The sequence below is a fragment of the Chryseobacterium sp. GP-SGM7 genome (assembly GCF_049166575.1).
Lineage (GTDB): Bacteria > Bacteroidota > Bacteroidia > Flavobacteriales > Weeksellaceae > Chryseobacterium.
The window spans coordinates 12,514-27,705 of record NZ_JBMHFF010000005.1 but is presented as its reverse complement, the minus strand read 5'-3'; the positions used below and the strand labels follow the sequence as shown (position 1 = coordinate 27,705).

At 35.3% G+C, this 15,192-nt stretch carries 7 protein-coding genes; 6 read left to right on the top strand and 1 reads right to left on the bottom strand.

The features are described from left to right. The first annotated feature begins 29 nt into the window (after positions 1-29). From ACOOWA_RS16860 to ACOOWA_RS16835, 6 genes are all read left to right on the top strand, one after another. The gene (locus ACOOWA_RS16860) at positions 30-2,516 is read left to right on the top strand and encodes a zinc-dependent metalloprotease (protein WP_421376977.1); all 2,487 of its coding nucleotides are present in this window, start codon (positions 30-32) and stop codon (positions 2,514-2,516) included. Between the two features lie 5 nt (positions 2,517-2,521). Beyond that, positions 2,522-2,992, top strand: a complete 471-nt coding sequence (locus ACOOWA_RS16855) for a DUF6452 family protein (RefSeq protein WP_421376975.1) — start codon at positions 2,522-2,524, stop codon at positions 2,990-2,992. Next, positions 2,958-3,620 (top strand): DUF6048 family protein, encoded by a 663-nt coding sequence (locus tag ACOOWA_RS16850; RefSeq protein WP_421376974.1) that lies wholly within the window; start codon positions 2,958-2,960, stop codon positions 3,618-3,620. The genes ACOOWA_RS16855 and ACOOWA_RS16850 overlap by 35 nt, the downstream gene beginning before the upstream one ends. 383 nt (positions 3,621-4,003) lie before the next feature. Then, positions 4,004-6,928, top strand: coding sequence for a reprolysin-like metallopeptidase (locus tag ACOOWA_RS16845; RefSeq protein ID WP_421376973.1), 2,925 nt, complete (start codon positions 4,004-4,006; stop codon positions 6,926-6,928). A 153-nt stretch (positions 6,929-7,081) separates the two neighbouring features. Then, entirely contained in the window at positions 7,082-10,087 is a 3,006-nt protein-coding gene (locus tag ACOOWA_RS16840) for a reprolysin-like metallopeptidase (RefSeq protein WP_421376971.1), read from the top strand. Positions 10,088-10,476: 389 nt separating this feature from the next. Then, on the top strand, positions 10,477-14,439 hold the full coding sequence (locus tag ACOOWA_RS16835) for a fibronectin type III domain-containing protein (protein WP_421376970.1): 3,963 nt from the start codon (positions 10,477-10,479) through the stop codon (positions 14,437-14,439). A 116-nt stretch (positions 14,440-14,555) separates the two neighbouring features. On the opposite strand, the gene coaE is transcribed toward ACOOWA_RS16835, so the two are convergent. After that, positions 14,556-15,191: a dephospho-CoA kinase gene (gene coaE, locus ACOOWA_RS16830; RefSeq protein WP_421377150.1), complete on the bottom strand. Its 636-nt coding sequence runs from the start codon at positions 15,189-15,191 to the stop codon at positions 14,556-14,558. Position 15,192: the final 1 nt, after the last annotated feature.

Sequence of the window (15,192 nt, the reverse complement as noted above, 5' to 3'; positions counted from 1 at the left end):
AAATTTGAAAATATAAAATCAAAAGTTTAATGAATATGATAAAGAACTGTAAAACTTTTTTCTTGGTTGGTGCACTATTGTTCGCTCAGCAAAATTTATTTTCTCAGGAGAAAGATAAAGATTCAGCGGCTGTGGTAAAAAAAGATACTGCTGTTGTAAAAAAAGATGATAAAAAGAAAAGCCTGATAAAGCCTTTTAAAGAAATCATTACTGATAAAGCGGTTTCGGATCAGGGTGTTTTTACGGTTCATAAAGTTGACGATAAATATTATTTTGAAATCCCTGATTCTATGCTGAAAAAGGAATTTCTTTTGGTGACAAGATTAACGAAAGCAGCGGCTGGAATGCGTTCCGGAACTTCAGGGTATGCCGGAGATCAGATCGGGCAGCAGGTAATTGCTTTTGAAAAAGGTCCGAAAGATAAAATTTTGCTTCGTTCTATTTCTCATGTTGATTACGCTAAAGATTCTACATCGCAGATGTATAATTCGGTGACGAGAAATAACGTGCAGTCGATCATTAAATCTTTTGATGTAAAAGCTTACGGGGTAAAGAAAAACTCTTCTGTGATTGAAGTTACAGATGTTTTAAATTCTGATAACGAACTGACTTCATTTTCTGTTTGGTCTAAAGATTCTTACAGAGTAGGGACTTTCCAGAAAGATATGTCTTTTGTGAATTTTGTGAAATCATTCCCGACCAATATTGAAATTAATACCACTAAAACGTTCGCAAGAACTTTAGGAGCACCTGTAACTCCGGCTGTTCCGGGAAGGCCTGCACCAAAAATCAGCGGAAATTATACGGTAGAAATTAACTCTTCTTTTGTTCTTCTTCCTGAAAACAAAATGCAGGCAAGATACTTTGATCCCAGAGTTGGATACTTTACGGTGGCTTATACCGATTTTGATTTAGATCCTCAAGGTGTAAAAAGAATATCTTTGGTGAAAAGATGGCGTCTTGAACCAAAACCTCAGGATTTAGAAAAATATAACAAAGGTGAATTGGTGGAACCAGCAAAACCAATTGTATTTTATATTGATCCTGCAACTCCAAAAAAATGGGTTCCTTACTTAATGCAAGGAGTGAATGACTGGCAAAAAGCTTTTGAAAAAGCTGGATTTAAAAATGCAATCGTAGCAAAAATACCTGATCCAAAAGTTGATACAGAATGGAGTCTGGAAGACGCAAGATTTTCTGCGATTGTTTATAAACCGTCTGATGTACCCAATGCTTCAGGACCATCCATTGCTGATCCCAGAACAGGTGAGATTTTAGAAAGTCACATCAACTGGTATCATAATGTGATGTTGTTATTGAGAAACTGGTATTTTGTACAGGCTTCACCTAATGATCCAAGAGCCAGAAAAATGGAGTTTGATGAGAAATTAATGGGTGAATTAATTCGTTTCGTTTCTTCACATGAAGTTGGGCATACTTTAGGATTAAGACACAATTATGGTTCGAGTTCTACGGTTCCTGTGGAAAAATTAAGAGATAAAAAATGGCTGGAGAAAAACGGTCATACTCCTTCGATTATGGATTATGCAAGATTTAATTATGTAGCGCAGCCCGAAGATAATATTGGCGATTCGGGAATTTTCCCAAGAATTGGTGATTACGACGATTGGGCAATCGAGTGGGGGTATAAAAGATTTAATCAGTTTAAAACTCCGGATGCAGAAAAAGAATTTCTGAATAAATGGGTCATCAAAAACCTTAAAAATGAAAGACTTTGGTTTGGTACAGAATCAAATCCGTTAGATCCGAGATCTCAGAGTGAGCAGGTAGGTGATAATGCTATGATTGCAAGTACATATGGAATTAAAAACCTGAAAAGAATTGTAGATAATCTGAACGACTGGACGAAAACACCAAACGAAGATTATAAAAATCTTGATTTAATGTACGATCAGGTAACGACGCAGTTCAGAAGGTATTTAGGTCACGTTTCAAAATATATTGGCGGACAAATGGAAACTCCGAAAACGGCAGAACAGTCTGGTTCGGTTTACGAAGTTGTCGCAAAAAAAGATCAGAAAGAAGCGATGCAGTTTTTAAATGAAAATATTTTCACAACACCTCAATGGCTGCTTAAAAAAGATATTTTTGAGAAAACAGGAAAAGCACCGGTAAAAACGATTGAAGAAATTCAGAATGGAGTTTTAGGAAGAGTTTTAAGCCCGTTTGTTCTTCAGAGCTTATATGAGTCGGAAGCAGTTGATCAGAATTCATATTCTTTGGTCGAATTTTTCTCAGATCTGAATAATTCAATTATTAAAAAAGACAATGCAGATATGTACGGAAGAAATCTTCAGAGAAATTATGTAGAGAATTTAATTAAATTAATTGATACTAAAAATTCTGATAAATCTGATGTATCCGCAATCGTAAGAGGAAATTTAAACACCATTAAAAAAGATCTTGCTGCCAAAACAGTTTCAAACGATTTGGTTAATAAATATCATTATGAAGATTTGGTTTTCCGTATTGAGAAGGCTTTAGATCCAAAATAAAAAGTATGAAATATTTAAGATTCATTCTATTCATTTTCGCACTATCATCACTTTTTTCTTGTGGAGGAGATGATGATATTTGTGACAGCGGTGAAGGTACACCGAGAATAAAAATTATGTTTAAAAAACAGGATAAGATTACAGTGCTGGATTCTATAAGAGTGTATGCTGATCTTGGAACCAATACGATAGATCTGGGATGGAAAACTGCAGTGGATTCTGTATTTGTTCCATTGCGTGTAGATGATTCTCCTTTTACCGACCTTTATGTAAAAACTACCACTCAGGAAGATTCTACAAGAGTTCGGGTAAATTATACGACAAAATCTATATATGTGTCTCCCGGATGCGGCGTTAAAAGAAATTACGAAAATGTAAACTCAGTATTATCAGCTCCAAACTCTTTAAAAAGTGTGGAACAAGGTCAAAATTTTATAGAAAATGAAAACAAAACTAATTTATTCTTTAATTTTTAGTGTTTTCGGTTTGCTGATCTTCTCTGCACAGGAAAAAGAAGAAGCCGTGAAGCCAAAATGGAAATACGAACCCAACTTTATGGTCGGAGTAGACCTTCTCAATGGAGGGGTTTCATTTTTCTCAGACCGACAAATGTTTCAGGGATTTATCTCCTCAAGAATTAAAGACAATTTCCACGGAATTATAGAGGCTGGTTTTGATAAAAATATTTACCAAAAAAACGGATACGATGCTGCTGCAAACGGACCTTTCATGAAAATTGGTGGTTTTTACATGTTGGCAAGAGACCGTGAAAATGATTTTAACGGATTTTACGGAGGCGGAAAAGTTGCAGGTGCATTTTATACTCAGGAATATATGGCAATTCCGGTAAGAGGATTTGCCGGAAACAGTTCTTCTGTCTCTATGCCATCGTCTTCACAGTCTTCATTCTGGCTGGAAGGCACTTTAGGCGGAAGAGTACAATTATTTGAATCTAATTTCTACATTGATGTAAATATGCAGCCAAGATATTTGGTTGTTGCCGGAAAACAGGACGATGTAGTTCCGATGATCGTTCCCGGTTTTGGAAAAAGCTCCAATAAATTCACAATGGGCTTTGCCTGGAATATAGCATATAAGTTTTAAGACAGATATGTTTAAAATAAAAAAGAGCAGGTTTTAACTAATCATGGCCGGAAGAAATCCCGGCCATTTTTATGTTTTAAAAGCTTATCGAAACTTCCTGCAAAAACGATTAAAATTGCAGTACTCATTTTGCGAAGTTCTATAGTGATGGCTCTTTTAGAGTTTTTATATCCTAAATTTTTTTGCTAAAACCAAACCAGGTTAATATATGATATTTCCACAAATACTTTTTAATGAAATATGACTTATGATTAGCTGGAAAATTGAGATTAATTTATAAATAGATTTTGCCATGTTTTAATTTTTAACATATCTGTATGATTTTTAGGAATATTAATAAATTTAAACACATATATTTGTCAATTAAAAAATAGTTCAATTATATGAAAAAACTCATTACTGCTTTATTTTGTAGTTTGATTGGAGGAGTTGCTTTTGCACAATGGACTCCAGCGAGTTATGAAAAGAAGTTAAATGTGGCTTCTAATATTCGAAGCTTTTATAAGTTAGATATCAATGCCATTAGGAATCAATTGAGTCTTGCTCAGGAAATGGGAGCAAATTCAAAATCTGTAGAAATTTCTCTTCCAACTTTGGAGGGGAAAATCGAAAAATTTGCTGTGTACAGTTTTCCAGTTGTTGTAAAAGAATTGGCTGATCAATATCAGCTTGGTTCATATGTCGGTGTGGGTATTGATGATCCTGCAAAGCATGTGAGATTTTCAGTTGCTCCAAATGATTTTCAGTCAATGATTATTAAAAATGGACAATATGAATTTATTGAACCCGCTGATGAATCTAAAACACTATATGGAGTTCATCCTAAAACTACCGATGTAGGATCGAAAGGATTTTTATGTTCAATGGATGAAGATATTTTATCAAAGCAACAGATTGCTCAACTTTACAACTCAAAAAAATCTTTCAGTAGTAATCCTTCTGATTTTGCAAAATCATCAGATAAGAAATATAGAACTTTAAGATTGGCAATGTCTGTTACAGGAGAATATACTGCTTATTTTGGAGGAACTGTAGCGGGTGCACTTACTGCTATAAATGCTACCTTAACAAGAGTAAACGGTGTATTTGAAAAAGATATGGCCTTGCATCTTATTTTGCAAAATTTCCCTAATATTATTTATTTAAACGCTGCTACAGATCCTTATTCTAATGCAACAGCAGCGGGAATGGCAAACTGGAACGTACAATTACAGCAGACTCTTACCGCAAATGTAGGAAATGATAACTATGATATAGGCCACTTGTTTGGTAAAAGTGGTGGTGGTGGAAATGCAGGTTGTATTGGATGTATTTGTGTAAACCCAACCTCTTCTACTTCTAAACAAAAAGGCTCAGGTTACACATCACCAGCAAATGCAATTCCCCAAGGAGATACATTTGATATTGATTATGTAGCTCATGAAATGGGTCATCAATTGGGTGCAAATCATACATTTACACATAATTTAGAAGGTTCTGGGGTTAATATGGAGCCTGGTTCTGGATCTACGATTATGGGTTATGCAGGAATTACTAATGCTGATGTACAGTCAAATTCTGATCCTTATTTTCATGTTGCAAGTCTTATTCAAATTCAAAATAATTTGATTTCAAAAACTTGTGATGTTGAAACAACAGTTGCAAATAATCCTCCGGTTATCACTCCTTTTACAAATTATTTGATACCTAAAAGTACTGCTTTTGTCCTTACGGGTAATGCAACAGATCCAGAAGGAAACCCTATGACTTATACGTGGGAGCAATATGATGATTCTCAGATTCCAGTTACAGTTATCAATGGGGATACTCCTACGGGACCATTATTCAGATCAATACTTCCTTCTGGTAGTCCAACAAGATATTTTCCTAAGCTAGCTACAGTTTTAGGAGGTAGTTTAATTTCGTTAGCAGATTGGGAAGCTGTATCAACAGTGGCAAGAGGAACTAACTTTATGTTTACTGCAAGAGATAATAACCCTACAAGTACACAGCAACAAACCAGTTCAGCATTGCAAAAAATTGATGTAGGGAATGAAGGTCCTTTTATGGTTACTTCAAGTACTGTCTATAATAATTCTGCAGGAGCTATAACTTGGGATGTTGTAGGAACTAACGGTAATGGTTACAATGTTCAAAATGTAAAAATTGAGTATACTACAAATAATGGTAATTCTTGGGTTGTAATAAGTCCTTCAACTCCAAACGACGGAGCAGAAGGCTATTCTTTTTCTTCTCTAGCGACAGGCTCAAATGTGAAAATTAGAGTAAGTGCAATTGGTAACGTTTTTTATGCAATCGGAAATGCTACAGTTGCTGCTTTGTCTACAACATGTTCATCATCTGCTGCTACTGGCGTGACTGTGTCTGGATTAACAAGATTTTCTGCCAATATTAGCTGGAATGCTTTGCAGGGAGCTACTTATTCTTTAAGATACAGAAAAGTTGGATCAACAACTTGGACTACGGTAGCTGTAAGTACCAATGCATACTATATCAGTGGTTTAGATGAAAGTAGTCAGTATGAGGTTCAGGTGGCAAACGTTTGTGGATCTACAATAGGTGCTTACTCATCAAGTATAAATTTTAGTACATTATCCTATTTAACATGTGTGAATGTAACAGGAAGTTCTGATGACGAATATATTTCTAATGTAAGTGTTACGCCAAATGGAGGATCAGCTATATCTAATCCTTCCTCAGCTTCTACATATACAAGCTATGTAAATGACCCTTCAAAAGTTATTACTCTTTCTCAAGGTTCTATGAACAATGCTATAAGTATATCTAAACAATGGACAGGACAAAATTATAATGAAGGTGTAGCAGCTTGGATTGATTTTAATAGAGATGGTAACTTTACCGATTCTGAAATGATTATGTCTAGTGCTCCGAGTACAATAAATCCGGTAAGCGGAACATTTTCTGTTCCTGCAAATGCTTTCACGGGACAAAATTTGGTTATGAGAGTGATGTTAACATATGATAGCCAACCAACAAGTGGTTGTAATGCTTATGCATATGGTGAAATAGAAGATTATCCTATAAATATCCTTCAAGTATTAAGTACTTCTGAAGTTGTGAAAGAAATGGGCATTCAAATTTATCCGAACCCTGCAACAGATGTTTTAAATATAACAAAAGTTTCAAACAAAGCTAAATTTGAGATTCATAATACTGTAGGACAAATTGTAAAAGCTGGTGAAATTAACAACAATCAAGTCAGAGTTTCTGAATTAACGAGAGGTACTTATATCATTACAATAAATGATAAAGATTTATCTCAAAGCATTAAATTTATAAAGAAATAATATTTCTTAAATTTCTACAAAAGAGGCCTCTGATTATTCTGAGGCCTCTTCTTTTTGCAATTCTTTTTTTTCATTTTAATATAAAATTTGCTTTTTTTATAAAAATACCATTGGTAAAAGTTATATATTTGGAGATTATAATAATTCATCTTTATGAAAAAACTCATTACTGTTTTATTTTGTAGCTTAATTGGTGGCTCTGCACTGGCTCAGTGGACGCCTGCTACAGCAAAGAGAAGTTCTGTAATAGAACCTTCTTCTATACAGCCACAGTATAAGTTGGATATCAATATGATCAGAAACCAACTTAAGAATGCGAATGAAACGGGATCTAATGCAAAGGCAATAGAAATTTTATTACCTACTCTAAAGGGTAAAATGGAAAGATTCGCCGTATACAGTTTTCCCGTTGTAGTTAAAGAATTGGCCGATCAATATCAGCTAGGTTCTTATGTAGGTGTTGGTATTGATGATCCTACAAAATATTTAAGATTTTCCGTATCTCCAAATGATTTTCAAGCTATGATTATCCGAGGAGGCGATTATGAATTTATTGAACCATCAGCATCTGATAAAACAGTTTACACGGTTCATCCAAAATCAAAACCTACTGCTGGGAAAAGCTTTATTTGTAGTACGGATGAAAATCCTTCAGCTAAACAGGACATTGAAGCTCTTCTTGAGAAAGGCAAGTCATTTACTAATCAATCTACAGATTTTTTAAAATCATCAGACAAGAAATACCGTACTATGCGATTGGTAGTTTCTGTTACAGGTGAATATGCTCAAAAATTTGGAGGTACTGTTGCTGGTGCATTGGCTCAGGTAAATGCTACTTTAACGAGAGTAAATGGTGTTTTTGAGAAAGATTTTGCGCTGCATTTAAATTTACAAAACTTTCCGAATGTCATTTACTTAAACGGAACTACAGATCCTTATTCTGATCCTGCAATTGGAACAGCAGCAGCGAATTCAAATAATGCAAATGGTTGGAATGTACAACTTCAACAAACACTGAGTGTAAATGTAGGAAGTGCAAATTATGATATAGGTCATTTATTTGGAGATTCTGGTGGTGGCGGAAATGCCGGTTGCATAGGATGTGTTTGTATTGATCCAACAGGAACTCCAGCTACATCTCTTTCTAAACAAAAAGGGTCAGGATTTACCTCACCTGGAGATGGAAATCCTTCAGGAGACACATTTGATATAGATTATGTCGCGCATGAAATTGGCCACCAACTAGGGGGTAATCATACATTCTCGCAAGCTATAGAAGGATCAGGGGTAAATGTTGAACCAGGGTCTGGCTCTACTATTATGGGCTATGCAGGAATCACTGGTGCTGCTACTGATGTTCAGGCGCATTCAGATCCATACTTCCATAATGTTACAATTAGACAGGTTCAGACAAATTTAACAACTAAAACTTGTGACATCGAAACAAGTACCAATAATTTCCCTCCTGTTATTGCTGCATTACCAGCTTATACAATTCCAAAAGGAACTGCATTTGTTTTAACGGCTTCCGTAACTGATCAGGAAAATGATCCTATGACATATACTTGGGAGCAGGTGGATAGCGGAATGACGAGTGCGCAAACTATAAATAAGACAAATTTAGGTACTACAACTTACGGAGCTTCATTCAGATCATTTACTCCTACAACAAGTCCTACGAGATATTTCCCGAAATTTTCTTCTGTTTTAGCAGGAGTATTAGATAACTCTCTAGATACATGGGAATCTACATCACAGGTTGCAAGAAGTTCTAAGTTTGCTGTAACGGTGAGAGATAACAGTCCATTTTCGAACCAACAACAAACTCAATATGCTGAGCAAACAATTACTGTAGGAGCAGATGGGCCATTCAAAATCAGCAACACCTCATCATACCTATATTCAAATGCAGTAAATACAATTACATGGGATGTTGCAAATACTGCATCTGGTGCATATAATTCGCCTAATGTAAAAATTGATTATTCCGTAGATAATGGTGCTAACTGGACTGTTCTTTCTGCAAGTACAGCAAATGATGGTACAGAAAACATTAGTATGCCTGTGTCATTAAATGGTCAGTTTGTAGCTCTTAGAGTTTCATCTATTGGAAACGTATTTTATACTTTGAAGAAAATGATGGTTGTAAATCAGGTAGCTTGCGGAAGTGCAGTAAGTGGTGTTAACGTAACAGGAATTACGTCTTCTGCAGCTACTGTAAATTGGGCTCCTGTAACTGGTGCTACTTCATATGTAATACAGTATAAAAAAACCACTGATAATACATGGCAGCAAACTACTTCCACTACAAATACCGTGAATTTACCAGGTTTAACTGCAAATTCTACTTATGAAGTACAGGTTGCATCTGTGTGTGGAACTCAGGGACCTTTCTCTGCGAGTGTGATTTTTTCAACACTTACAGTAACTTATTGCACAATTTCTGCAACAAATTCTCCACAATTTGAATATATATCAAATGTTACCATCAATAATGGGAATAATGTATTACTTTCAAATTCTAGTGGGCCATCTGGTTATACAAATTATACCACAAATACTGCTCTTCAGCCAACCCTGGCTTTAAATACACAGTATACATTTACTATGACGATTGCAAATCCTGATTATGATACAGCACTTGTGTTTATTGATTATAATAATAATGGGGTTTTTGAAGCTTCTGAAAGAGTTTATAATTATCCTGTAGCACTTCCAACTGGTCCGATAAGTGGTAATTTTACAATCCCTTCAACGGCTGTTACTAACCAGCCTCTTAGAATGAGAGTGATATTGTATTACGCAGGGGCATCAAATGCAGGTCTTTCTTTAGGTAATACATTTGCAGGTTGTGGTACTTTTAGCTATGGTGAAGTTGAAGATTATAACATTGTAGTTGTAACAAATCTAGCTACTAATGAATCTGGTTCAGTGAAAACGGGTATTCAGGTTTATCCAAACCCAGCAACTGATGTTTTGAATATAACAAAAGTTTCTAACAAGGCTAAATTTGAAATTCATAATGCTGTAGGACAAATTATAAAAGCTGGTGAAATCAATAATAACCAGGTTAGAGTTTCTGAATTGGTAAAAGGTACCTATATCATTAGCATAAGTGATAAAGGTGTATCTGAAAATGTAAAATTTATTAAGAAATAATAAATTCTTTTATATACTAATGAATCCTCAAGTTTTACTTGAGGATTTTTTTTATTTGAAATCATAAGTTCGCTTTTGATGAAGTAATTGTAAAAAATATATCCGAATATATATTTTAATTATAAAAAATCATTAGATTTGTATTTAATATAAAATAATTTAGCCTATGAAGAAATTCTTTACATCTTTACTGCAATTTCATATATTACAAGCACTAGGTTTTATAAAAAACAATTATAATGCTGTTTATACGCAATTGTTATTTCATCTGCTTCCCCAAAAAGGAAATTTGATTATGGAAATAAATACAGTCAATAGTTTCTCAGAAAAACTTATTGATAACTTTGAAAGTCGTTTTAATACTTCATTAGATTCTTAATTTACTATTTATGAAGAAATTTTTATTCTCGTGTCTATTATTTATAGTCACATGTGTAAATGCCCAGATAAATCTGGGTGTTGGAAGTACTACTACGGGGATTGCTCCAATTAGTACTTATTATGGGTATTCTTATGTACAGCAAATTTTTCCTAAAACTGAAATTAATGCTGCCGCCGCTGGGAATATTACTGGGTTGAAGTTTTACTTAAATGCATCATCCACCCTTACGAATTCGTCAAGTTGGGTTGTATATTTAGGGCATACTACCAAAACATCATTCACATCAAATACAGATTGGATACCTGTAGCTGGATTAACTCAAGTATTTACAGGAACTGTTACCAATAATGCAGGTGTTGTTGAAATTACATTACCAACTCCATTCGCTTATAATAACGTAGATAATCTGGTAATCGCTGCCAGAGAAACTTCGGCAAATTATGATTCAAATGGGTTTGCTGAGGCAATGTATGTATATAATACAGCAACCGATAGATCTATTTATTACAGAAATGATACTACAAACCCTAACCCTGCAACTCCACCAACTGCAGGAGGAAGAAATGGTTACAATTCAGTTACGACTATTTTAGGTTTAACGCCTAGTGCAATTCCGGCTTGTCCTACAGTAACAGCTCCAGCTGCTGCTGCAACTGGTGTTAGTTTAACACCAGCAATCACATGGAATGCAGTGAGTGGTGCTACAGGCTATAGATTATCAGTGGGTACCACATCTGGCGGTACCAATATTATCAATAATCAAGATCTTGGAAATGTTACAACATTTACAATTCCCGCTGCATCAGGATTGCAATATAATACGCAGTATTATTACACTGTAAGTTCATATAATGCAACTAATCCGTCAGCGGTTTGTTCAGTGAGAAGTTTTACAACACAAACTATTCCTTGTCCTGCTGTATCTGCACCTGCTGCAGGAGCTGTAGGAGTATCTCTTACGCCAACTATTACTTGGGCAGCAGTAACAGGTGCTACAGGATATAGACTGACTATGGGTACTACAACAGGCGGTACTCAGACTATTAATAATCTTGATGTAGGAAACGTTACATCATATACTTTGCCTACTCCGCTTGCAAATAGTACACAATATTTTTACAAAGTAAATTCTTACAATGCGGGAGGTTCATCTGCATCTTGTACGGAAAGAAACTTCAGAACAGTATGTACTGCAATCACCACTTTACAGTGGACTGAGAATTTCGACACCTTAACACCTCTTGGTGCAGGGTTAGTTCCGTCTTGTTGGGCACAGGTTACAGGTACTTCTGCTTGGACCTCTTCAAATGCAGCTGCATCAACGACTTCGCCAGGACCAAGATCGGCACCGAATTACATGAGAATTCAATATGGTAACACAAATCCAAGCCAACTTTGGACTCCTAGCTTTGCCTTAACAGCAGGTACTACGTATGAATTTTCATTCTATTATCATACAGGTGGTACTTCTAGTAACTTAGTTGGATACACTGGTAATGTACTTGTGAATACAGCACAAAATATGACAGGGGCGACAAACCTTGGTACTTTTATTACTGCAACTCAAGGTACAGCTGCTTACAAGCAATACAAAATATACTATACACCAACTGCATCTGGAAACTATAATTTTGGATTAAATGTTTCGTCCACATTTGCACCTTGGTATTTAGGTGTTGACGACTTTAAACTAAGACTGGCTCCTAGTTGTATAGAACCTCAAGGAGTGTCTATTTTAACTGCCTCTACATCTGGTGCAACAGTACAATGGACAGTTCCTGCTACTCCTCCTGCAAATGGATATGATGTTTATTACAGTACAACAACGACTCCTCCTGCAACTCCTCAATTCACAGGCGTTACAGGTCCTACTCAGGCAATTACAGGTCTTGCTGCAAATACTACTTATTATATTTGGATTAAAGCTAAATGTAGTGCTACAGACATCAGTGATTTTTCAGATCCAATATCTGTCTTTACAGGATATTGTGTGCCTTCAGGTGGTTCATCTTCTACGTCTTACTATCTAAAAACAATTTCAACAACAGGCGGAATTACAAATCTGAATTATACAGCCAATTCTTATTCAGCATATGTGAATAATTCTGCTACAAATTTCTCTGTAGTTCCTGGCGGTGTTGTGAATTTTAGTATGAATGTAGGAACTAGCAGTTATTATTATTATATCTGGATAGATTGGAATAATGATTTGGTTTTTGATACTACGACTGAACAAGTATATTTTTCAGGGAACTATTTAACAGGTAATGCTACTGGTACTATAACATCAGTAGGTCATCCTTCAGGATCTTACAGAGCAAGATTTGCTGCATCATATATTGGTACAATGACTCCATGTGGCTCTGCACCTTACGGTAACTATGTAGATTTTACATACATTATTAAACCTTGTTCTACAACGGCACCAAATAATGTGACTATTTCAGGAATTACAAACTCTTCAGCAACAGTTTCTTGGACTCCGATACCGGATAATTTAAACTATATTGTTCAGTGGAGAGAGCAAGGTACAACTGGTTGGCCTCCTGCAAATACTTCTACGATTATTAATGCGCCTACTGCGACATATACGATCAATAATGTTCTGTTGCCATCTAAAATTTATGAAGTACAGGTTACATCAATTTGTGGTACAACTTATGGTACTCCATCTCCGGTAACGGTATTCAGTACATTATGTGATCCAACTCCACCATCAGTAACGGTTAATCAAATAACTTCTACTTCTGCAATGGTAAACTGGAGTGCTGTACCAAATGCTACATTTGCACTTCAGTACAGAAAAGTTGGTGATGTTCAGTGGCTACCTGTAGCTGCTCCGGGTTATACACCGGTAACGGGAACATCATATTTATTACAGAATTTAGATCCTTATACAAAATATGAAGTAAGAGTTGCAAATATTTGTGTTGGAACAACTACTGTTAATCCTTACTCTACTCCGGTAGTATTTACAACAGAAAGAATTTGTTCCATGCCTCCTCCGGGATTAACTATTACTCAGCTTGCTCCTACAACTGCAGTGGTAGTTTGGGATCCTTTCCCGGGTGCTACTTATATTTTAAGTTATAGAAAAGTAGGTATTCCGAGCTGGACAAACGTTCCGGTAAGTATAAATACATATACAATAACTGGATTATTGGAATTAACAAAATATGAAATGAAGGTAGTGAATGTTTGTAATGGTACACCAGGTACTTACACTGCTCCTTACTATTTTACAACTCCTACAGTAGTATATTGTCAGATGTCAGGTGCAAGTGCAGTTAGTGAATCTATTTCAAAAGTAACTGTGAAGCCAACAGGAAAACCACAAATGATTAATGACGTGGTAACAGGTTTAGGATACTCTGACTTTACAGGTATATCTGCAAAATTCATTGAAATGATCCAGGGATCTACTGGTAATCAGATTATTGTTGATAAAAAATTAAGTTCAGGATCTAAAGGTGGCGTTGCAGTTTGGATTGACTTTAACAGAAATGGAACTTTCGATTTAAATGAAAGAATCCTTGCTGATGGTCCTAATGAAAATACAACAGCTAGTGCTACTTTCAGTGTGCCGGCAGATGCTTTTGTAAGTATGACAGATTATAAATATGTTGTCATGAGAGTTGCAATGGCTAAAGATGGTATTCCTGTAAACTGTACAAATTTTGCTAACGGCGAAGTTGAAGATTATACAGTAAGAATATCTAAACTTCCTGTTGCAAATGCACTTAATCAAACAGATATAATGATTTACCCGAACCCGGTTAAATCGATATTGAATGTGAAAAATATCAGCAAAAAAGCAAACTATAAAATTTATAGCGCTGCTGGTCAGGTAATCTCAAGCGGAGTTATCTTAAATAATAAGATTGACGTAAGCAGATTGATTAACGGTGTATATACAATCGATATTGATGATGTTCAGGGCACAGCTCAGAAGAAATTCATTAAAGAATAATCAATTTTGAATAAATAGAATAAGCTCTCAGAAATGAGAGCTTTATTTTTTTGTGTTAAATGATGGTATAGTAACATAGAATAAAATACTCCCGCTGACATTTCAACGGGAGTATTTTATTCTATTTCAAAAATTACTTTTTCAGTTTGTTCTTTTAAATCGTCAAGATTGGTATTGTTATAAATTACACAATCTGCCAACTTAATTTTATCCTTTTCGGGCATCTGTTTTTCCATGACAGATTGCACTTCCCGATAGGTTTTTCCGTCACGATCCATCACTCTTTTTATTCTGATGTTATCCTCTGCAGTCACCAAAACTGAATGATAACACTGTTGATTAAGCTTTAATTCAAACAGTAAGGCAGTCTCTTTAAAAACCAGATATTTTGTCTGCTTTTTAACCCAATTATCGAAATCAATGCGAACTGCAGGATGAATAATTTCATTTAAGCTTTGAAGCAGATTTTTGTCGTTAAAAACTTTTTCGGCAACAAATTTTCTATTGTAAAGCCCACTTTGATCATATGCAGAATCACCTAAAAGTTCTTTAATCTTTATTTTCAGTTCATCGTTGTCATTTACAATTTCTTTCGCTCTGTCATCGGAATAATATACCGGAAAACCGAATTCTTCAATAAATTTTGCAACAGTAGTTTTTCCTGAGCCAATTCCACCGGTTAGACCAATTATTTTTGGTGTCGATATGGGATCGGGCTCTGTCTTTTTAGCCTCTGGATGTAATTCTTCCATC